This is a genomic window from Streptomyces sp. NPDC051310 (assembly GCF_044455245.1).
GTDB lineage: Bacteria > Actinomycetota > Actinomycetes > Streptomycetales > Streptomycetaceae > Streptomyces.
Genome location: NZ_JBITEO010000008.1, coordinates 156,351 through 175,925 on the forward strand (window position 1 = coordinate 156,351; position 19,575 = coordinate 175,925).

Annotated in this window: 17 protein-coding genes; 14 read left to right on the forward strand and 3 right to left on the reverse strand. The window is 72.8% G+C overall.

Annotated elements, in window-relative coordinates:
- The 12 genes from ACIA79_RS14325 to ACIA79_RS14380 all read left to right on the forward strand — a co-directional run bounded on the left by ACIA79_RS14325 (window position 1) and on the right by ACIA79_RS14380 (window position 11,507).
- Window positions 1-807, forward strand: coding sequence for an MlaE family ABC transporter permease (locus ACIA79_RS14325; RefSeq protein WP_399428527.1), 807 nt, complete (start codon window positions 1-3; stop codon window positions 805-807).
- The gene (locus ACIA79_RS14330) at window positions 804-2,063 is read left to right on the forward strand and encodes an MCE family protein (protein WP_399428529.1); all 1,260 of its coding nucleotides are present in this window, start codon (window positions 804-806) and stop codon (window positions 2,061-2,063) included. Before ACIA79_RS14325 ends, ACIA79_RS14330 begins: the two co-directional genes overlap by 4 nt.
- The gene (locus tag ACIA79_RS14335) at window positions 2,060-3,091 is read left to right on the forward strand and encodes an MCE family protein (protein ID WP_399428530.1); all 1,032 of its coding nucleotides are present in this window, start codon (window positions 2,060-2,062) and stop codon (window positions 3,089-3,091) included. The genes ACIA79_RS14330 and ACIA79_RS14335 overlap by 4 nt, the downstream gene beginning before the upstream one ends.
- A 38-nt stretch (window positions 3,092-3,129) precedes the next feature.
- Window positions 3,130-4,239 (forward strand): MCE family protein, encoded by a 1,110-nt coding sequence (locus tag ACIA79_RS14340; RefSeq protein ID WP_399428531.1) that lies wholly within the window; start codon window positions 3,130-3,132, stop codon window positions 4,237-4,239.
- Window positions 4,236-5,324 (forward strand): MCE family protein, encoded by a 1,089-nt coding sequence (locus ACIA79_RS14345; RefSeq protein ID WP_399428532.1) that lies wholly within the window; start codon window positions 4,236-4,238, stop codon window positions 5,322-5,324. Before ACIA79_RS14340 ends, ACIA79_RS14345 begins: the two co-directional genes overlap by 4 nt.
- The gene (locus ACIA79_RS14350) at window positions 5,321-6,436 is read left to right on the forward strand and encodes an MCE family protein (RefSeq protein WP_399428533.1); all 1,116 of its coding nucleotides are present in this window, start codon (window positions 5,321-5,323) and stop codon (window positions 6,434-6,436) included. Before ACIA79_RS14345 ends, ACIA79_RS14350 begins: the two co-directional genes overlap by 4 nt.
- The gene (locus tag ACIA79_RS14355) at window positions 6,436-7,596 is read left to right on the forward strand and encodes an MCE family protein (protein WP_399428534.1); all 1,161 of its coding nucleotides are present in this window, start codon (window positions 6,436-6,438) and stop codon (window positions 7,594-7,596) included. Before ACIA79_RS14350 ends, ACIA79_RS14355 begins: the two co-directional genes overlap by 1 nt.
- Entirely contained in the window at window positions 7,593-8,093 is a 501-nt protein-coding gene (locus ACIA79_RS14360; RefSeq protein WP_399428535.1) for a hypothetical protein, read from the forward strand. The genes ACIA79_RS14355 and ACIA79_RS14360 overlap by 4 nt, the downstream gene beginning before the upstream one ends.
- Window positions 8,094-8,108: 15 nt before the next feature.
- On the forward strand, window positions 8,109-8,840 hold the full coding sequence (locus ACIA79_RS14365) for a hypothetical protein (RefSeq protein ID WP_399428536.1): 732 nt from the start codon (window positions 8,109-8,111) through the stop codon (window positions 8,838-8,840).
- Between the two features lie 112 nt (window positions 8,841-8,952).
- Window positions 8,953-9,486 (forward strand): nuclear transport factor 2 family protein, encoded by a 534-nt coding sequence (locus ACIA79_RS14370; RefSeq protein ID WP_399428538.1) that lies wholly within the window; start codon window positions 8,953-8,955, stop codon window positions 9,484-9,486.
- 12 nt (window positions 9,487-9,498) lie between these two features.
- Window positions 9,499-10,173, forward strand: coding sequence for a hypothetical protein (locus ACIA79_RS14375; protein WP_399428539.1), 675 nt, complete (start codon window positions 9,499-9,501; stop codon window positions 10,171-10,173).
- 134 nt (window positions 10,174-10,307) lie between these two features.
- Window positions 10,308-11,507: a lytic transglycosylase domain-containing protein gene (locus ACIA79_RS14380; protein WP_399428641.1), complete on the forward strand. Its 1,200-nt coding sequence runs from the start codon at window positions 10,308-10,310 to the stop codon at window positions 11,505-11,507.
- On the opposite strand, the gene ACIA79_RS14385 is transcribed toward ACIA79_RS14380, so the two are convergent.
- On the reverse strand, window positions 11,468-12,538 hold the full coding sequence (locus ACIA79_RS14385; protein WP_399428540.1) for an ATP-dependent DNA ligase: 1,071 nt from the start codon (window positions 12,536-12,538) through the stop codon (window positions 11,468-11,470). The genes ACIA79_RS14380 and ACIA79_RS14385 overlap by 40 nt on opposite strands.
- A gap of 85 nt (window positions 12,539-12,623) precedes the next feature.
- Here ACIA79_RS14385 and ligD point away from each other — a divergent pair, with 85 nt between their 5' ends.
- Window positions 12,624-13,634 (forward strand): non-homologous end-joining DNA ligase, encoded by a 1,011-nt coding sequence (ligD, locus tag ACIA79_RS14390; RefSeq protein ID WP_399428542.1) that lies wholly within the window; start codon window positions 12,624-12,626, stop codon window positions 13,632-13,634.
- A gap of 27 nt (window positions 13,635-13,661) precedes the next feature.
- On the opposite strand, the gene ACIA79_RS14395 is transcribed toward ligD, so the two are convergent.
- Window positions 13,662-15,821, reverse strand: coding sequence for an OmpL47-type beta-barrel domain-containing protein (locus ACIA79_RS14395; RefSeq protein WP_399428642.1), 2,160 nt, complete (start codon window positions 15,819-15,821; stop codon window positions 13,662-13,664).
- 47 nt (window positions 15,822-15,868) lie between these two features.
- Entirely contained in the window at window positions 15,869-18,352 is a 2,484-nt protein-coding gene (locus tag ACIA79_RS14400) for a ThuA domain-containing protein (RefSeq protein WP_399428543.1), read from the reverse strand.
- Window positions 18,353-18,548: 196 nt separating this feature from the next.
- Between ACIA79_RS14400 and ACIA79_RS14405 the strand changes: the two genes are divergently transcribed.
- Window positions 18,549-19,544 (forward strand): multicopper oxidase domain-containing protein, encoded by a 996-nt coding sequence (locus ACIA79_RS14405; RefSeq protein ID WP_399428544.1) that lies wholly within the window; start codon window positions 18,549-18,551, stop codon window positions 19,542-19,544.
- Window positions 19,545-19,575: the final 31 nt, after the last annotated feature.

The window sequence follows — 19,575 nt, forward strand, 5'->3', positions numbered from 1 at the left end:
ATGGCCTCGCCCCTCGCCTGGCTCGACCGTTCCGGCGACCACCTGCTCTTCTACGTCAAGGCCCTGCTGTGGATACCGCGCACCCTGCGCCGCTACCTCAAGGAGGTGCAGCGGCTGCTCGCCGAAGTGTCCTTCGGCACCGGGGGCTTGAGCGTCATCGGCGGGACGGTCGGTGTGATGGTCGCGATGACCCTGTTCACGGGGACGGTCGTCGGCCTCCAGGGCCATGCCGCCCTCGACCAGATCGGCACCTCCGCCTTCACCGGCTTCATCTCCGCCTACTTCAACACCCGCGAGATCGCCCCGCTGGTCGCCGGGCTCGCCCTCTCCGCCACCGTCGGCGCCGGCTTCACCGCCCAGCTCGGCGCGATGCGCATCAATGAGGAGGTCGACGCCCTCGAAGCGATGGGCGTGCGCTCCATGCCGTACCTCGTCACCACCCGCATCATCGCCGGGGTCGTCGCGATCATCCCGCTCTACGCGATCGGGCTGCTCTCCTCGTACGCCGCCTCCCGCACGGTCACCGTGGTGTTCCACGGCCAGTCGGCGGGGACGTACGACCACTACTTCCACCTCTTCCTCTCCCCGGACGACGTCCTGCTGTCCATCCTCAAGGTGCTGATCTTCAGCGTGATGGTGATCCTCGCGCACTGCTACTACGGCTTCCGGGCCGAAGGCGGGCCGGCCGGCGTCGGCGTCGCCGTCGGACGCTCGGTGCGCAACGCCATCGTCCTGATCAGCGTCACCGACTTCTTCCTCTCCCTCGCCATCTGGGGCGCGACCACGACCGTGAAGGTGGCCGGATGAACGGGCCGACCGTACGCAGACGCCTCGCCGGGATCGTGTTCCTGCTCGTGCCGGTCCTCCTCGTACGGCTGTCGATCGCCGTGTACGACAAGGAGTTCAGCCGCGACGCCACGGTCACCGTCCTCACCGGCAGCGCGGGCAACGAGATGCACCGGGGCGCCGAGGTGAAGGTGCGCGGCGTCGTCGTCGGCGAGGTGCGCGACATCAGCGCCGACGGCACCGGCGCCCGCCTCACCCTCGCCATCCGCCCCGGCCACCTCGACCGCATCCCCGCGGACGTCACCGCCCAGATGCTGCCCACCACCCTCTTCGGCGAACGGTTCGTCGCCCTCGTACCGCCCGCCGCGACCAGGGGTGCCCCGGTGCGTGCGCTCGCCGCCGGGGCGACCGTCCCGCAGGACCGCTCCACCAACGCCGTCGAGCTGGAACAGGTCCTCGACCAGGTGCTGCCCCTGCTCACGGCGGTCAAGCCGGAGAAGCTCTCGGCGACGCTCACGGCGGTCGCCCGGGCGCTGGAGGGGCGGGGCGACCAGCTCGGCCGCACCCTCGTCACCCTCGACGCCCACCTGAAGAAGCTCAACCCCCACCTGCCCGCCCTCAACCGCGACATCACCCACCTCGTCGAGGTCAGCCGCGCCTACGGCGACGCCGCACCCGACATCCTCGACGCGCTCACCGACTTCACCACCACCAGCGGCACCCTCGCCGAGCAGCAGGCACGCCTCGCCGGGCTGTACCCCTCGGTCACCGGCTCGGCCCAGCAGCTGACCGCCTTCCTGCGGCAGAACCGCGACAACCTCATCCGCATCTCCGCCGCCTCCCGGCCCACCCTGGAGCTGCTGGCCCGGTATTCCTCCTCCTTCCCCTGCACCCTGCGGACCCTCGCCGGCTTCGTCCCCGCCATGGACAAGGCACTGGGCAAGGGCACCGGCGAACCCGGACTGCACGTCAACGTCCGGACGGTGCCCTCCCTCGGCGCGTACGTCCCCGGCAAGGACCGGCCCGTGTACGACGCCTCCGGCGGGCCCCACTGCTACACGGTGCCGTACACCGGCAAGCCCGCGCCCGCCACCGCGGCGAGCGGCCGCGGCACGGACCTCGGCCGCGGGCTGGGCCTGCCGAACTCCCCCCAGGAGACCCAGCTCGTCAACGAACTGATGGCCCCGGGCCTCAGGACCGCTCCGCAGGCGCTGCCCGACTGGAGCACCGTCCTGACCGGCCCCCTCTTCCGCGGAGCGGAGGTGACCCTGAAGTGAAGAGCCGCTCGCTGGCCGGGCCGCTCACCAAGTCGCTCGTCTTCGTCGTGGTGACCGTGTTCGCCACCACCGTCCTGGCCCTCTCCATCGCCAACACCGGAGTCGGTGACACGGTGACGTACCGGGCCCGCTTCTCCGACGCCACCGGCCTCGTCGAGGGCGACAGCGTCCGCATCGCCGGGGTGAAGGTCGGCCAGGTCTCGTCGGTCCGGCTCGTGGACCGGCGCGTCGCGGAGGTGGGCTTCTCCGTGCAGAAAGGGCGCCCGCTGCCCGCGTCGGCGACGGCGTCCATCAAGTACCTCAACATGGTCGGCCAGCGCTACGTCGACCTGGACCGGGGCACCGGGCCGGTCGGCCGGACGCTGCCCGCGGGGTCCGTCATCCCGTTGGAACGCACCACCCCGGCCCTCGACCTCACCCAGCTGTTCAACGGCTTCCAGCCCCTCTTCGAAGGGCTCGCGCCGGCCGAGGTCAACCGCCTCGCCGGCTCCATCGTCCAGGTCCTCCAGGGAGAGGGCGGCACCGTCGACTCCCTGCTGCGGCACGTCGGATCGCTCACCGGGACCGTCGCCGCCAAGGACAAGGTCATCGGCGCCGTGATCGACAACCTCAACACGGTGCTGCAGACGGTCAACGACCGCGAGGGGCACTTCGACGACCTCGTCGTCACGCTCCAGCAGCTCGTCAGCGGCTTCGCCGGTGACCGCGAACCGCTCGGCGAGGCCATCACCGCCATGGGGTCGCTCACCACGGTCACCGCCGGGCTCCTGAGGGACGGCCGTGCCCCGCTCAAGGAGGACATCCGCCAACTCGGGCGCCTGTCCGGCAACCTCGCGGACAACACCGACCACATCGAGAACTTCCTGCGGAAGAGCCCCGCCAAGATGCAGGCCATCGGCCGGCTCGCCTCGTACGGCTCATGGCTCAACCTCTACCTGTGCGAGGCCAGGGTCTCCGGCGTCACGACCGACGACGGCTCCGCGCCCCCCACCGGCATCGCGATCAGCCAGCCGAGGTGCCGCTCATGAGAAGCCTCCTCCGGACGTCCATGAAAAGCCTCCCTCCGATGCTCAGGGAACGCCTCCCGTCGATGTTCACCCAACGCCTCCCCCCGCTCACGCGTCCCGGGCGCCGCCCCGCCGCGCGCCGTCCCCGCTTCCGCGCACCCCTGCGGGACCGCAATCCCGCCCTCGTCGGTCTCGTCGGGCTGCTCGTCCTCGCGCTCGTCGGCATCGGCGCCGTCAGCAGCGATGCCCTGCTGGGCGGTTCCACCGCGTACAGCGCCGACTTCACCGAGGCCGCCGGCCTCGACGAGGGCGACGAGGTGCGCATCGCCGGGGTCAAGGTCGGCGAGGTGACCGGTGTCGCGCTCGACGGCGCCCGCGTCAGGGTCGGCTTCGAGGTGGAGGACGGCACCTGGATCGGCGACGCCAGCACCGCCGCCATCGCGATCAAGACGCTGCTCGGCGAGAAGTACCTCGCCGTCGACCCGCTCGGCACCGGCCGCCAGAACCCCGCCACCCGCATCCCGGCCCACCGCACCACCGCCCCGTACGACGTCACCCAGGCCCTCAACGGCCTCGGTGACACCGTCAACGCCATCGACACCCGGCAGCTCGCGAAGAGCTTCGACGCCATCTCCGCCACCTTCGCGAACTCACCGCCGGACGTGCGCAGCGCCGCCGACGGACTGTCCGCGCTGTCGAGGACGGTCTCCTCGCGCGACACGCAGCTCGCCCGGCTCCTCAAGAGCGGCAAACAGCTGAGCAAGACCCTCGCGACCAGGAAGAGCAGCTTCGAGACGCTCCTGGAGGACGGCGGCCTGCTGCTGGGCGAGATCCAGGCCCGCCGCGACGCCATCCACCAGCTCCTGACCGGCACCAGGAACCTCTCCCTCCAGCTCTCCGGACTCGTCCGGGACAACAACCGGCAGCTGAAGCCCACCCTGACCGCCCTCGGCCGGGTCACCGGCGTCCTGCTGAAGAACCGCCGGAGCCTCGACCGCACCCTGGCCCTCGCCGGCCCGTACTACCGGCTCGTCGGCAACACCCTCGGCAACGGCCGCTGGCTCGACACGTACGTCTGCGGCCTGGTGCCCCGCCACTACCTGCCCGCCGGCACGCCCCAGAACGCCCCGTGCATGCCGCCCAAGCCCCGCGGAGGCGGTGCCCGGTGAACCTCAGACGCATCATCGGCATCGGCGCCGGCCTCGGTCTCGTCGCCGTCGCGGCGGCCTCCGGCGTCCAGGCCCTCGACGAAGCCCGCACCACCCGGGTGACCGCCTACTTCGACCGGGCCACCGGCGTGTACGAAGGGTCCGACCTGCGGATCCTCGGCGTGAAGGTCGGCACCGTCGGCTCCGTCCGCCCCCAGGGCAAGGAGGTCGCGGTCACCCTGCTGCTCGACGCCGACGTCCCCGTCCCCGCCGACGCCCACGCGGTGCTCGTCGCCCCCAGCGTCGTCGCCGACCGCTACGTCCAGCTCGCGCCCGCCTACACGGGCGGACCCCGGCTGCGCAAAGGCGCGGTCCTGCCCGCCGCCCGCAACGCCACCCCCCTGGAGGTCGACCAGCTCTACGCGTCCCTCACCGAGCTCAGCGAGGCCCTCGGACCGCGAGGCGCCAACGCGAACGGCGCCCTGGCGGGCCTCCTCGACACCGGCGCAGCCAACCTCCGCGGCAACGGCAGGGCCATCGGCGACTCCATCGAGCAGTTCGGCAAAGCGGCCAGGACCCTCGACTCCAGCAGCGGCGACCTCTTCGACACGCTCGCCTACCTGCAGACCTTCACCACCATGCTGAAGAACAAGGACAGCGAGGTGCGCACGGCCGAGCAGCGGCTCGCCACCGTCACCGGATTCCTCGCCGAGGACAAGGAGAACCTCTCCGCCGCGCTCAAGGAGCTCGGCACCGCCCTCGGCCGGGTGAAGGGCTTCGTCGAGGACAACCGCGGCAGCCTCAAGCAGAACGTCGACATCCTGCTGCCGATCACCCAGACCCTCGTCGACCAGCGGGCCTCGCTCGCGGAGGCACTCGACACCGCGCCGCTCGCCGCCGGGAACGTCCTCCAGGCGTACGACCCGCTCCACCGCACCCTCAACGGACGGGCCGACATGAACGAGCTGAGCCTCGGCCGGCGGGCGAGCGCCCTGTCCGGCCTCGTACCCGTCGAACCCGCCCGCCGCACCGCCCTCCCGGCCCTGCCGCTCCCGGCCGTGGGCCCCGTCTACGGCACCCCGGCCGGGAAGGAGACGACACGGTGAACCGGCCCTCCCGCAGAACCGCGGCGACCACCGCGATCGCCCTCGCCCTCGCCCTGGCCGCCGGCCTCGGGCTGTCGGCGGGCGTGACGGGCTGCGCCGTGACCGGCGTCGAGCTGTCCGGCATCGAGCAACTGCCGCTGCCCGGCGGCGCGGACCTCGGCGACCACCCCTACGAGGTCACCGCGGAGTTCACCGACGTCCTCAGCCTCGTACCCAACGCGGCGGTCAAGGTCAACGACGTCGCCGTCGGCCGCGTCACCCGCATCCGGCTGAGCGGCGACTGGGCGGCGAAGGTCAGGATGCGCGTCAACGGCGACGTACGGCTGCCCGCCAACGCGTACGCCCGGATCGAACAGTCCAGCCTGCTCGGCGAGAAGTACATCCAGCTCTCGGCGCCCGCCGGTGCCACCGGCACGCTCTCGGACGGCGACCACATCCCCGTGGGCCGCACCAACCGCAACCCCGAGGTCGAAGAGGTCTTCGGCGCCCTCTCCATGCTGCTCAACGGCGGCGGCGTCCAGCAGATCAGAACCATCACCACCGAACTCGGCAAGGCGCTGCACGGCAACGAGAGCGAGGCCCGCTCCCTGCTGACCCGGATCAACACCCTGGTCACCAGCCTCGACGCCAACAAGACCGGCATCACCGCCGCCCTCGACGGCATCAACCGGCTCTCGGCCACCCTCGCGACCCGCAAACGGGACGTCGGCGACGTCCTCACCGGGCTCAGCCCCGGGCTGAAGGTCCTGGAGCGGCAACGCACCTCCCTGCTCACCATGCTCGGAGCCCTCGACACCCTCTCGGCCGTCGCCGTCGACACCGTCAACCGCAGCAAGGCGGACCTCATCGCCGACCTCAAGGCCCTCGGTCCCACCCTGCGGGCGCTCGCCGACTCCGGCAAGGCGCTGCCCGACTCGCTCCAGGTGCTCCTGACCTACCCGTTCACGGACGAGGTCCTGCGCGGCGTCAAGGGCGACTACCTCAACGTCTACCTGGACGTCACCGCCGTGCCCGGCACGCAGGTCATCCCGCCGCTGATCCCGCCGGCGGACACCGGGCCGCCGTCCGCCCCGCGGCTCCCCCTGCCGCTCCCGCCCACGGGGAGGAACTGATGCCGACCACCGCCATCCGGCTGAAGAACCTGGCCTTCCTGCTCGTCGGCGCCCTCGTCCTGGGCTTCGTCGCCGTGCGGTACGCCGACCTCGGCCGCCACGTCGGCCTGCGCGACTACTACACGGTGCGGGTCCGGCTCGACGCGACCGGCGGGCTGTTCACCCACTCCGACGTCACCTACCGGGGCGTCTCCGTGGGCCGCGTCGGCCCCATCGAGCTCACCGACGACGGCGTCGAGGCCGAGCTGCGCATCGAAGAATCGGCCCCGCCCATCCCCGCCGACCTGGAGGCCGTCGTCGCCGGCCTCTCGGCCGTCGGCGAGCAGTACATCGACCTCCGGCCGGCCGGGGCCGACGGCCCGTACCTGCGGGACGGAACGGTCATCCCCCGCTCCGCCACCCGCATCCCACCGCCCGTCACCACCGTGCTCAAGGGCGTCGGCGACCTGGCGGCCTCCGTCGACCCGGAGTCGCTGCGCACGGTCGTGGACGAACTCGGCACGGCCCTGAACGGCCGCGGCGACGACCTGCAGGCGCTGCTGGACAGCGGCGACCACTTCGTACGCGCCGCCGACCGCGCGCTGCCCTCCACCACACGGCTGGTGATCGACGCCGAGACCGTGCTGCGGACCCAGGCGGAGGAGGGCCAGGCCCTCAGATCCTTCGCCGGCGGCGCCAAGCGGCTCGCCGCCGAACTCAAGGACTCCGACGCCGACCTGCGCCGGCTCATCGCCACCGCTCCCGGTGCGGCGCACCAGGTGACCGCACTGCTCGAAGACCTCGACCCGGCCTTCGGGGTCGTCGTGGCCAACCTCCTCACCACCTCGGAGGTGGCCGTGACCCGCCAGCGGGGCATGGAGGAGCTGCTCGTGACCCTGCCCGCCGTGGCCGCCGCCGGGTCGACCGCCGTGACTCCCGCGGGCGTCACCTTCGGCATGTCGGTCACGTTCTTCCAGCCGCTGCCCTGTACCGCCGGATACGGCGGCACCACCTACCGCGACGGCCTCGACCTGTCCGTACCGCCTCCCCTCAACACCGCGGCGCGCTGCACCGCCGACCCGGCCGGTGGCGTCAACGTCCGCGGCTCCGCCAACGCGCCGCGCGGCGGGCCGGTCCCCGAACCCGCCCGTCCGGGGGACTCCCGCGGGGAGCGGCGATGAGGCCGCCGGGCCGCGCGGACCGCCGCCGGTGGGCGGCCGTCGCCGCCGCGGCCCTGCTGTGCGGCGGCGCGGGATGGTCGTACGCGCGGGCGGCGGGCGACGGGACACGGGCGTACGCCGAGACCCGCGACACCGCGCTCGCCGCGGGACGCGAGCACCTGGCCCGGCTCAGCAGCTACGACGGACGGCGCGCCGAGGAGGACCTGCGGGCGTGGCTGGAGGCATCGGCCGGTGAGCTCCACGAGGAACTGGAGCGGACGGAGCCCCCGGCGGAGGTGTCGGCCCGCGCGACGGTCACGGACGCCGCCCTGACCGCACTCGACGACCGCGCGGGCACGGCCAGGCTGATCGCGACGGTACGGGTGGAGACCTCCGCCGCCGGAGGGACGGCCGGCCCCCCGGCCACCGACCGCACCCGCCTGGAGGCGGACCTCGTCCGCACCGGCGACGGCTGGAAGGTCACGGCCCTGACCGCACTCCCCGCCACCGGAACGTGAAAGGAAGCGACGCAGGTGACCACCGGCGAAGGCGTCACACCACTGATACCCGCACCCCGCTCGTCCCCGGAGGACGACACGACGGGGGACGGCACGGCCGAGGGCGGCAGGGCGGAGGACCACACGGCGGCACCCCGCTCGTCACCGGGGGACGGCACGGCCGAGGACCACACGGCGGAGGACCGGGCCGCGGAGCGCCTGGAACCGGAGGGCCGGGAGCCCACGGCACCGCCGGCCCGGCGGGGGCCGCGGAGCCGGTCGCGCGCGGTCGCCCCGCTGGCCGTCGCTCTGCTGCTGCTCACGGGCGGCTGGTTCCTCTGGCGTACGCAGCAGCTGACCGGCTCCCCGGCCACCGGGAACCACGCGCTGACCGACACCGAGGCCACCGCGCGGGTGGTCACCGACGTCAGCGGCGCCCTCGGCCGCGTGTTCTCGTACACCCCGCGGGACACCGCCGCCACCCGCCAGGCGGCGCGCCGGCTCCTCGACGGCAGGGCGGCCCGCCAGTACGACACCCTCTTCACCCAGGTCGAACGGCGGGCCGCCGAACAGGAACTGACGCTCACCACCCACGTCGTACGCGCCGGGGTCAGCCGCCTCACCGACCGCAGCGCGCACCTGCTGGTCTTCCTCGACCAGGTGGCGCAACGCGCGGGCAAGCCCGCCACCACGACCGCCGCCCAGTTGTCCGTCACCGCCGAACTGCGCGACGGACGCTGGCGGATCGTCGACCTCACCGCCCGGTGAGAACAGCCGGCCGGGAACGCAGCGCAGTGGAGCAGCCCGTGGGGAGCACGTGAGGGGAACAGCGCGGAGGGACCCCCGGGACACCGCAGACACCGAAAGGGGCGACCGCCCGATGGCACGTACGCGTACGACACGCAACCCGCTCCCGGCCGCGGCCGCGACGCTGGCCCTGCTCGCCGCCGGTGCCGCCGGCTGGAGCGGCTGGTCGTGGTACTCCGCCGCGCACGACGAATCCGCCGCGTACGCCACGGCACGCGACGACGCGCTGGCCGCAGGGGAACAGGCCGTGCAGAACATGAACACCCTCGACCACCGGGACCTGCGCCGCGGACTCGACACCTGGCAGGACTCGGCCACCGGCGACCTGCGCGAGCAACTGACGGCCGGCCGCTCGCGGTTCGAGGAGCAGATCCGCGAGGCGAGGACCGTGACCAGCGCCCGGGTGCTGTCCGGCGCGGTGACGGAACTGGACACCCGCGCCGGAAGGGCCCGCGTGATGGTCGCGCTGCGGGTCACCGTGACCCCGCCCGAGGGCAAACCCACGGCGAAGGAGAGCCGCCTCCTCGGGGAGCTCACCCGCACGCCGCAGGGCTGGAAGCTCAGCGCGCTCGGCCAGGCGCCGGTCGGCAACACCCCGGTGGACTGAGAGGAGCACGACATGTCGACGACCCGCCACCTCATCAACCGGCAGCGACGCCTGGCGTCCACGAGCGCCACCCGCGCCCCGGCCCCGCCCGAGGACACCCGCCCCGCCCGCCGCCGGGGCCCCGGGGAGCGCCGCCCCGCACCACGGCCCCGCCGGGCGGGCTTCCGCGGCAAGCGGGTCCCGGCCCTGCTGGGCGTGCTCACCGTCCTGCTCGGTGGCTTCACCGCCTGGGCCGCCGGCGAGGCGTCCGCCCTGCGCGACGACCCGGCCGTGCGCAACACCGCCCTCACCGACATCGCCCGGACCAGCGAGGTCAAAGGCCGGATCACCAAGGCGGTCGACGAGCTCTTCTCGTACAACTACGCCGCACCCGCCGAGGCGGACCGGGCCGTCAGGGAGCACCTCACGGGACGAGCGGTCGAGCAGCACCGCGCGATGCTGGCCCCCGTACGCCGGCAGGCCGCGGCGCAGAAACTCGTCCTCACCACCACCGTCACGGAGAGCGGCGTGGAGGAGATCCACGGCGACCGGGCCCGCGTGCTCATCTACGCGGACCAGACCAACACCCGTACCGCGGCCAAGAAGGGCGGCACGACGTACGGCGCCGCCATGTTCGCCGTGGAAGCGGTACGGACCGGCGGCACCTGGAGGATCGCGGCCATCGACACGCTGGGGGCGGGCTCATGACGGAACGCACGGGACTCGACGGGCCGCGCCTGCGACGGGCACACCGCGTACGACAGGCGCAGGAGGCGCAACGGGCGCGCCGGGGACGGCGGGTACGGCGCGCGGTGACCGGGACGGCCGCGGCCGTCGCCGCCATGGCGGCGCTCACCGCCTCCCAGGCGCCCGGCTTCGTGCCGCTCGGTCGGCCCGCCGCCGGACCACCCGCGGCGGCGCGTCCCCTCACGGCTGTCCCGCCCCAGGACGACGCCTACCACACCGAGCTCCCGCCGCTGTCCGTACCGCGGGTGCCCGCCGGGCCGCGAGGAGCCGCCCTGCCCGCCGCTGCCCCGGCCGCGGCCCGCGCCCGGCAGCCGGCGGTCGTGCGGTGGGCCGAGGCCGGGATCCCCGCGTCCGTGCTCGCCGCCTACCGGCGCGCCGAGGCGTCCCTCGGCCGCACCGATCCGCGGTGCCGGCTGTCCTGGCAGGTGCTCGCCGCCATCGGCAAGGTCGAGTCGGGGCAGGCGCGGGGCGGTCGCCTGGACGCCCGGGGCACCACGCTCGCGCCGATCCTGGGCCCGGTGCTCGACGGCGCGGGCTTCGCCAGGATCACGGACACCGACGGCGGCGCGTACGACGGGGACCGGACGTACGACCGCGCTGTCGGCCCCCTGCAGTTCATCCCCTCCACGTGGGCGCGCTGGGGCGCCGACGGCAACGGCGACGGGCGCCGCGACCCGCACAACGTCCACGACGCGGCGCTGGCCGCCGGGCACTACCTCTGTGCCGGGGACCGGAACCTCACGGTCGAGGCCGACCTGGACCGGGCGATCCTCGCGTACAACCACTCGGACGCGTACCGGCGCACCGTGCTGGCGTGGCTCGCCTTCTACCGGCGGGGCGCGCACCCGGTGCCGGACGGGACGGGTGTGCTGCCCGTGACACCCGGCCCGGGACGCGGAAGCGCCGGATCGGGCAAGGGCACGGGCGCGGGTACGGGTACGAAACCGGGGGCGCCCCGCCCCGGGGGCGGGATCGTGGTGGGACCCCGGCCCTCGGGTCGCCCGACCCCCTCCCCGCGCCCGCCCGGCCGCCCGGTCCCGTCACCCGGTACGCCGGGAACCCCCAGCCCGTCCACCCCGACCCCGCCCCCGACCCCGAGCCCGTCCCCGGCCCCCACGACACCGACCCCGAGCCCGTCCCCGGCCCCCACGACACCGGCACCGACGCCCACACCGCCTCCGAGCCCCGCCCCGAGCCCGACGCCGAGCCCGACCGCGACGGAGCCCACCTCCACCAGCCCCGCCGGCCCGTCCGCTCAGCCTCCGCCCCCCGACAGCACCTCGGCCAGGTCGTAGGAGACGGGCTCCTCCAGCTGTGCGTACCCGCAGCTCTCCGGCGTGCGGTCCGGCCGCCAGCGGCGGAACTGGGCCGTGTGCCGGAAGCGCGTGCCCTCCATGTGGTCGTACCCCACCTCGCACACCCACTCGGGCCGCAGCGGCACCCAGGACAGGTCCTTCTTGCCGGACCAGCGGCTCGGCGCCCCGGGGAGCCGGGCGGTCTCGTGGGCGGTCTCGTCCGTCCAGGCCGCCCAGGGATGGTCGTCGGGGGAGTCCATGCGCAGCGGCTCCAGCTCGTCGACCAGTTCCGCGCGCCGCTTGGCGGTGAACGCGGCGCAGACCCCCACGTGCTGGAGGGCGCCGCGTTCGTCGTACAGGCCGAGCAGCAGCGAGCCGACGACCTGCCCCGTCTTGTGGAAGCGGTAGCCGGCGACCACGACGTCGGCCGTCCGTTCGTGCTTGACCTTGTACATGAGCCGGGCGTCGGGCCGGTACGGCAGGTCCAGCGGCTTGGCGACCACCCCGTCGAGCCCGGCCCCCTCGTACTGCTCGAACCAGTGCCGCGCCGTGTCGAGGTCGGTCGTGGAGGGGGCCAGGTGGACCGGGGCGTCCACGCCGGCCAGGGCCTCGTCGAGCCGTGCCCGGCGTGCCGCCAGGGGCGTGTCCAGCAGGGACTCGTCGCCGAGGGCCAGCACGTCGAAGGCGATGAAGCGGGCAGGTGTGCGCTCGGCGAGCATCCTCACCCGTGAGGCGGCCGGGTGGATGCGCTCGGTGAGCCGGTCGAAGTCCAGCCGGCCCTCGTGGGCGATCACGATCTCGCCGTCGATGACACAGCGGTCCGGGAGGCGCTCCAGGAGCGCGGTGACCAGCTCGGGGAAGTAGCGGGTCAGCGGCTTGCCGGTGCGGCTGCCGATCACCAGCTCGTCACCGTCCCGGTGGACGATGGCACGGAAGCCGTCCCACTTGGCCTCGTAGTGCATGCCGGGCGGGATCTTCTTGACGGACTTGGCCAGCATCGGCTTCACGGGTGGCATCACCGGCAGATCCATGGCCCGATTCTGCCCTGCTTCATCCATGAGTGCCTGCGAAGGATCCGATATGCGAGGTATCTATCGGCATCCTAGGGTGGCGGCTATGGGAAACGCGGTGGAGCTGGAGGCCGGCGGGCGCACGGTGCGCCTGTCCAACCCGGACAAGATCTACTTTCCGGAGCGCGGTTTCACCAAGCTCGACGTGGCGCGCTACTTCCTCGCCGTGCGCGAGGGTGTGGTGCGGGCCCTGCGCGACCGGCCCACCACGCTGGAGCGCTTCGTCGACGGCGTCGAGGGCGAGTCCTTCTTCCAGAAACGCGCCCCCAAGAACCTCCCCGAGTGGATCCCCACCGCCCACATCACCTTCCCCAGCGGCCGCTACGCCGACGAGATCCGCCCCACCGAGATCGCCACCGTCATCTGGGCCGCCAACCTGGGCACGCTCACCTTCCACCCCTGGCCGGTCCGCGGCGACCGCACCGACCACCCCGACGAGCTGCGCATCGACCTGGACCCGCAGCCCGGCACCGGGTTCCCCGAGGCGCAGGCGGCCGCGCACGAGCTGCGCGCCCTGCTGGAGGAGCACGGGCTGCGCGGCTGGCCCAAGACCTCCGGCGGCCGGGGCCTGCATGTCTTCGTGCCGATCGAGCCGCGCTGGGAGTTCACCGGCGTGCGCCGCGCCGCCATCGCGCTCGGCCGCGAACTGGAGCGGCGGATGCCGGGCCGGGTCACCACGGCGTGGTGGAAGGAGGAGCGCGGCGAGAAGATCTTCTTCGACTACAACCAGACGGCGCGCGACCGGACCATCGCCTCCGCGTACTCGATCCGCCCCAAGCCCCACGCCCCGGTCTCCGCCCCCCTGCGCTGGGATGAGCTCGACGACATCGACCCGCGCGACTTCGACCTGGCCACCATGCCCGTGCGGTACGCCGACCACGGCGACGTCCACGCGGACATGGACGACCACGCCTTCACCCTGGACAGCCTGCTGGAACTGGCCGCCAAGGACGAGCGCGACCACGGGCTGTCCGATCTGCCGTACCCGCCGGACTACCCGAAGATGCCGGGCGAGCCCAAGCGGGTACAGCCGAGCCGCGCCAAGAGGGCGGACTGACCCGGGGCGGGATTCACCGGCCGGTCATCACAGCTCCTTGATCCGGATGTCGCGGTACGACACCACGTCCGTCGTGCCGTGGACCTGGAGCCCGATGTAGCCGGTGGCGTACCGCCGGCCGTCCGTGCCCGGGTCACCGTCCCGCGGGGGCCGGAACTCCTGTCCGCCGGTGTTGTCGAACTCGTTGATCAGCACGCCGTTGCGGAAGACCCTGTAGTGCTGGCCCTCCACCCGGATCTCGTAGTCGTTCCACGTCCCCTTGGGGGTGACACCCGCGCCGCCGAGCCCCACCCGGTCGAACCCGTAGACCGAACCCGTCTTGTACAGGTCGCCGTCCGGCCGGTCCAGGATCTGCACCTCGTGCCCGAACTTGATGGCGACCCACTCGGGCCGCGCCTCCTCCGGGTGCTCGTGGACGTACGGGAAGCGCACGAAGACACCGGAGTTGGCGTTGCCCGTGCCCGGGGCGTCGTCCCGCCACTGGAGCTTCAGCGAGAAGTCCCCGTACTGCCGCCGCGGGAACCACAGCATGCCCATGCCCGGGACCGTGGTGCTGCTGGTCATCGTGCCGTCGCCGTTCAGGGCGAACGCGCCGCCGCCCACGTGCTGCCAGGCGGAGAAGCTCTCCGCCGAGCCGTCGAAGAGCGTGCGGTAGCCGTGGGTGTGGCCCGGCTTCCCGATGCCGGACTCCCCGGCCGCCCGGTACACCGTACGGTGCTCCCGCGCGTCGATCACCCCCTCGGCCAGCAGCCTGTCGAGCACGGTGTCCACGTGCTTCAGGAACAGCGCGTGCGAGGACCAGTCCTTCTCGTCCTCGATGAGCTCGTTGACCGTGCACCGGCTGCGGGTCATCCGGTTCGGCACACCCGAGTCGACCGTGCCGACGATGACGGTCAGCCGCTCGTCGTACTCGGGGCAGGCGGGCGCCGGGACCCCGCCTCCCTCCGCCACGTCGAAGCTCACCCGCTGGGCCGCCGACGTGTTGCCGGCCTTGTCCGTGGCCCGGTGCAGCACCGTGTGGTGGCCGACCCGGTCGACGACGACCGGCACCGTGTACGCCAGGTACGGGCCGCCGTCCAGGGAGTACTCGATCCGGTCCACCCCCGAGCCGCCGGAGTCGGTCGCCGTGACCGTCACCGTGGCGCTGGTGATGTACGCGCCGTCGGTGTTCCTCCCGCCCGTCACGCCGGCCGCCGTCGTGGGCGGCGTCCTGTCCTGCGTCGGCGGTGTCACCACGGTGAACTGCACGGACTTCTCCGCCGCCGCGTTCCCCGCCCGGTCGGTGGCCCGGTAGCGCACGGTGTGCGTGCCCGCCTCGTGGACCATGACCGGCGCGGTGTACGCCTGCCAGGCGCCGCCGGCCCCGATCGCGTACTCGATGCCATTGACCCCCGAGCCGGTGTCGGACGCGGTGACGGTGACCGTCGCCATCCCCAGGTAGCGGCCCTGGTCGTCCTTTTCGCCGCTCACCGTCGCCGAGGTCTCCGGCGGGGTCGTGTCGTCGGTCGGGGGCGCCACCACGCGGAAGTCCACCGACTTCACCGCTGACGTGTTCCCCGCCGTGTCGGTTGCCCGGTAGCGGATCGTGTGGCTGCCGACCTCGTGGACCATGACCGGCGCGGTGTACGCCTGCCAGGGGCCGTCGGCCCCGATCGCGTACTCGGTCCGCGCCACGCCCGAGCCGGTGTCCGCCGCCGAGACGGTGACACTGGCATGGCCGATGTACGCGCCGTCGCCGTCGCGCTCGCCCTCGACCTTCGCCGAGGTCTCGGGCGGGGTGGTGTCCTCGCCGCCGCCCGGGTCGGTGACGGTGAGGATGCCCTGCATGGCGCCGTGCCCCGGGATCGTGCAGTGGAAGCGGTACCGGCCGGGCGTCAGGGTGACCTGGGCGGTGTGCTTGCCGCCCCGGTCATCGTTGGGGTTGGCCAGGATGTTCAGCTGGACGTCGTTGTTGTACTCGGGGTCGGAGACGTCGAACGTCAGGGTGTGCGGCATGCCGGTGGTGTTGCCGGTGGCCGCGCTGTTCTCGAAGACGATCGTCGCCGGTCCCGCCACCGCGGTGGCCGGGAAGGTCAGGTAGCGGTCGATGGGGTCCCCGGCGGTCCAGGTCAGCACCTGCTCGGCCGCGGCCGCCGCGCCGGGGTCCGGGCGGCCGTACGCGGCCGTGGAGGTCAGCCCCAGCACCATCAGCAGGGAGGCGAGCAGGGCCGTCCACAGTGTGGGTGAGCGGTGTCTCACTGTGCCGCCGCCTTCCGCGCGAGATCGTCATCGGCGGGTGTCGGCCCGCCACCCGTGTAGGTCACGCGCCACAGCGCGGACCTGGAGTCGGAGGTGAAGAACCCGCGGCCGTAGTCGAGGACGTACAGCGAACCGTCGGGGGCGAACTTCCAGTCCATCAGGTTGCGGATGCCGTTCGCCCCGACCGGGATGATCTTCTTCAGCGACTCGGCGTGGACGGGCAGGCCGCCCCTGCCGATCGTCCTCGGGTCCATCAGGACCGCGTGGCGCGGCTGGTCGCCGTCGTAGAAGTCGCCCACGAACCACTTGCCGTCCCAGTACGCCGGCCACTTGACCGTGCTGGCGGAGGCCGCGTCGTACCGGTACACCGGGCCGTTCATGGTCGCCTGGCCGCCGCCCCTGAGCCACGGCAGGAGCAGCTTCTGCTCCTCCGTGCGGTAGCTGGGCACGCCCCGCGCGTCGCGGGGGTAGTCCACACCGCCGCCCTGGGGCGAGTACCAGATGGAGTTCGGTGTGACGGGCGGCAGGTTCACCAGCCCGTCGTTGTTCGGCGACTCGTTCTTCGGCGCGGCGCAGTCGTACCACCCGAGCGGCTCCGCCGGGTCGGGCAGGTTGCGGTCCCGGTAGGGCTGGTTGTTGCCCATGCAGTACGGCCAGCCGTGATTGCCCGCCTCGGTGATGGCGGCGAACGTGTCGTACTTGGCCGGTCCCCATGTGGTCGACGGCGCACCGGCGTCCGGGCCGACCCACCCCGCGTACAGGATGTCCGTCGTGCGGTCGACGAAGATCCGCGCCGGGTTGCGCACGCCCATCACGTAGATCTCGCCGCGCGTCTTGCCGCCGCCCTCGTCCGTCTCCCTGCCGGTGAACAGGTTGCCCTCCGGGAGGGTGTACGTCCCGTCGTCCTCGGGGTGGATGCGCAGGATCTTGCCGTTGAGGTTGTTGGTGTTGCCGGACGTGCGGCGGGCGTCGGCGAAGGAGACGCCCTTGAAGTCCGGCTCCGGGTTGTTGCCGGAGTAACCGGAGGTGAAGCCGCTGGAGTTGTTGTCCCCCGTGGCGATGTACAGGTTGCCCGTGGAGTCCCAGGCCATGCCGCCGCCCGCGTGGCAGCAGCTGTGGATCTGCACCGGCCACTTCAGCAGCACCTTCTCGCTGGCCGGATCCAGCTTGCCGGTGGCCGGGTCGAGGGTGAAGCGGGAGACGTACCGCTCGGCCATGCGGGTGTCGCGGTTGATCCGGGAGTGGGGCGTGTAGTGCAGGTACACCCAGCCGTTGGACAGGAAGTCCGGATCGACCTCGATACCGAGGAGCCCCTCCTCGTTCTTGGTCAGCTCGTCACCGCCGCCCTTGTTGCCGAAGACCGTCAGTGCGCCCGCGAGGTGCACCTTCTTCGTCTTCGGGTCGTAGACGTGGATCTCGCCGCGGCCCTTGCCGATGTCCGGATCGTTCCAGTCGGTGACCACCGGCCGGGAGGAGTCGGCGCCGCCGCGCCCGATGTACAGGATGCGGCCGTCCGGGGCGGCGACCAGGCCGTGCGGCTCACCGATCTGGTCGTTCTGCCCCGGCTGGTTGGGCCGGGTGAGCCGCTCCGCGGTGTAGTGGGCGTCGATGGTCGCCTTGCAGTCCGCGCGCGACAGCCGCGTCGTCCACAGCAGCGCGCCGCGCAGGTGCTCGCGGAAGTCGGTCTCGGCGAACGAGGCGGCCGTACCGCCCATGCCGGTGTAGAAGGAGCGGCCGCCGTCGTAGTCACGGCACCACGAGACCGGATGGTCCCACCCGTTGGCGCTCGTCCCCGGCCGGTACGTGCTCTCCCGGACGCGCGCCACCGTGTGCACGGTGCCGGAGGGGTTGACCGCCCAGTTCAGCCACGTGTCGGGACGCTTCCAGTGCAGCGGGAGCTGCCGCGTCGCGGGGTGCTGCCGGTCGCCGACCTCGACGGTCGCGCGCTGGACGGCCGTGGGGCTCCCGGCGGCGGGCCGCGCCCCGACCAGGCCGGTGAACCAGTCCGAGTACGGTTCCGCGCGGGCCGCGCCATGGATGCCGAGGAAGCCGCCGCCCGCCTCCATGTAGGCCTCCAGGCCCGCCTCCTGCTCCGGGTCGAGCACATCGCCGCCGCCCGTCAGGAACGCGATCGCGTTGTACCGGCCGAGCCGGCGGGCGTCGGTGAAGACCGAGGCGTCGTCCGTCGCCTCGGTGCGGAAGCGCTGGGCCTCGGGCCCCGACTGCCCGATGGCCTCGATGGCCGCGATACCGGCGTCGACGGTCGGGGGTTCGGCGCCGGCCGACGCGTGGAACACCAGCACGCGGACGGCGGACCCGCCTGGCGGCGAAGGCACCGACAACGTTGTCCGCGGCGCGCCCGGACGGGGGTCCGCAGTGGCGGCCGTACCGCCGAGCAGTGAGGCCGCCAGGGCGGCCGCGGCCAGAGCCGCGGCCGCACCGCGGCGGGATGTCGACCAGTGATGTGGTGCACGGTGCATGTGCTCACCCACCCCTCTGTGGTCACAGCAAACGACGACGAAGCTAGACCTCTTTCCGTGGCACGCCAATAGCCTGGCATCAATCGTGCGAACTTTGTCCTGGCTGTGGAAAAACGAATCCCCCGGGGCTACGGTGAGGCCGTTCCCGGGGACTCCTGCGCCCCGTCAGTCTCCGCACCGTACTGGGGAGTTCGGCATGGACAGACGGAGCTTCAACCGGCGGCTGATGGCATCGGGGGCGGCCGCCGCGACCGGTGTGACATCGTTGTCCCTCGCTTCCGTGCCGGGTGCCGCGTCCGCCGCGACGCCCCCGCGGACCGCCCCGGCGGGAGGCCAGGTGCGGCACCTCAAGCTCTACGCCGAGAAGCTGGCGGACGGTCAGATGGGATACGGCCTGGAGAAGGGCAAGGCCACCATCCCCGGGCCGCTCATCGAGCTCAACGAAGGGGACACCCTCCACATCGAGTTCGAGAACACCATGGACGTCCCGGTCAGCCTGCACGTCCACGGCGTCGACTACGACACCGCCAGCGACGGTACGAAGCTGAACCGCAGCCACGTCGAGCCCGGCGCGACCCGTACGTACACCTGGCGCACCCACGCCCCCGGCCGCCGCAAGGACGGCACCTGGAGGGCCGGCAGCGCGGGCTACTGGCACTACCACGACCATGTCGTCGGCACGGACCACGGCACCGGCGGCATCCGCAAGGGCCTGTACGGGCCGGTCGTCGTGCGGCGCCAGGGGGACGTCCTCCCCGACAAGCAGTTCACGATCGTCTTCAACGACATGACGATCAACAACCGGCCCGGCCACCGGAGCCCCGACTTCCGTGCCACCGTGGGGGACCGGGTCGAAATCATCATGATCACGCACGGCGAGTACTACCACACCTTCCACATGCACGGTCACCGCTGGGCGGACAACCGCACCGGCATGCTCACCGGACCCGACGACCCCAGCCCCGTCGTCGACAACAAGATCACCGGGCCCGCCGACTCCTTCGGCTTCCAGATCATCGCGGGCGAAGGGGTCGGCGCGGGCGCCTGGATGTACCACTGCCACGTACAGAGCCACTCCGACATGGGGATGGCCGGCCTGTTCCTGGTCGCCAAACCGGACGGCACGATCCCGGGCTACGAACCGCACCATCCGACGCCGCCGCCCGCCCCCCGGCAGGGCCACGCCCACTGACGCCGCGCCGGCGGAAGGAGCCCTCCCGTCC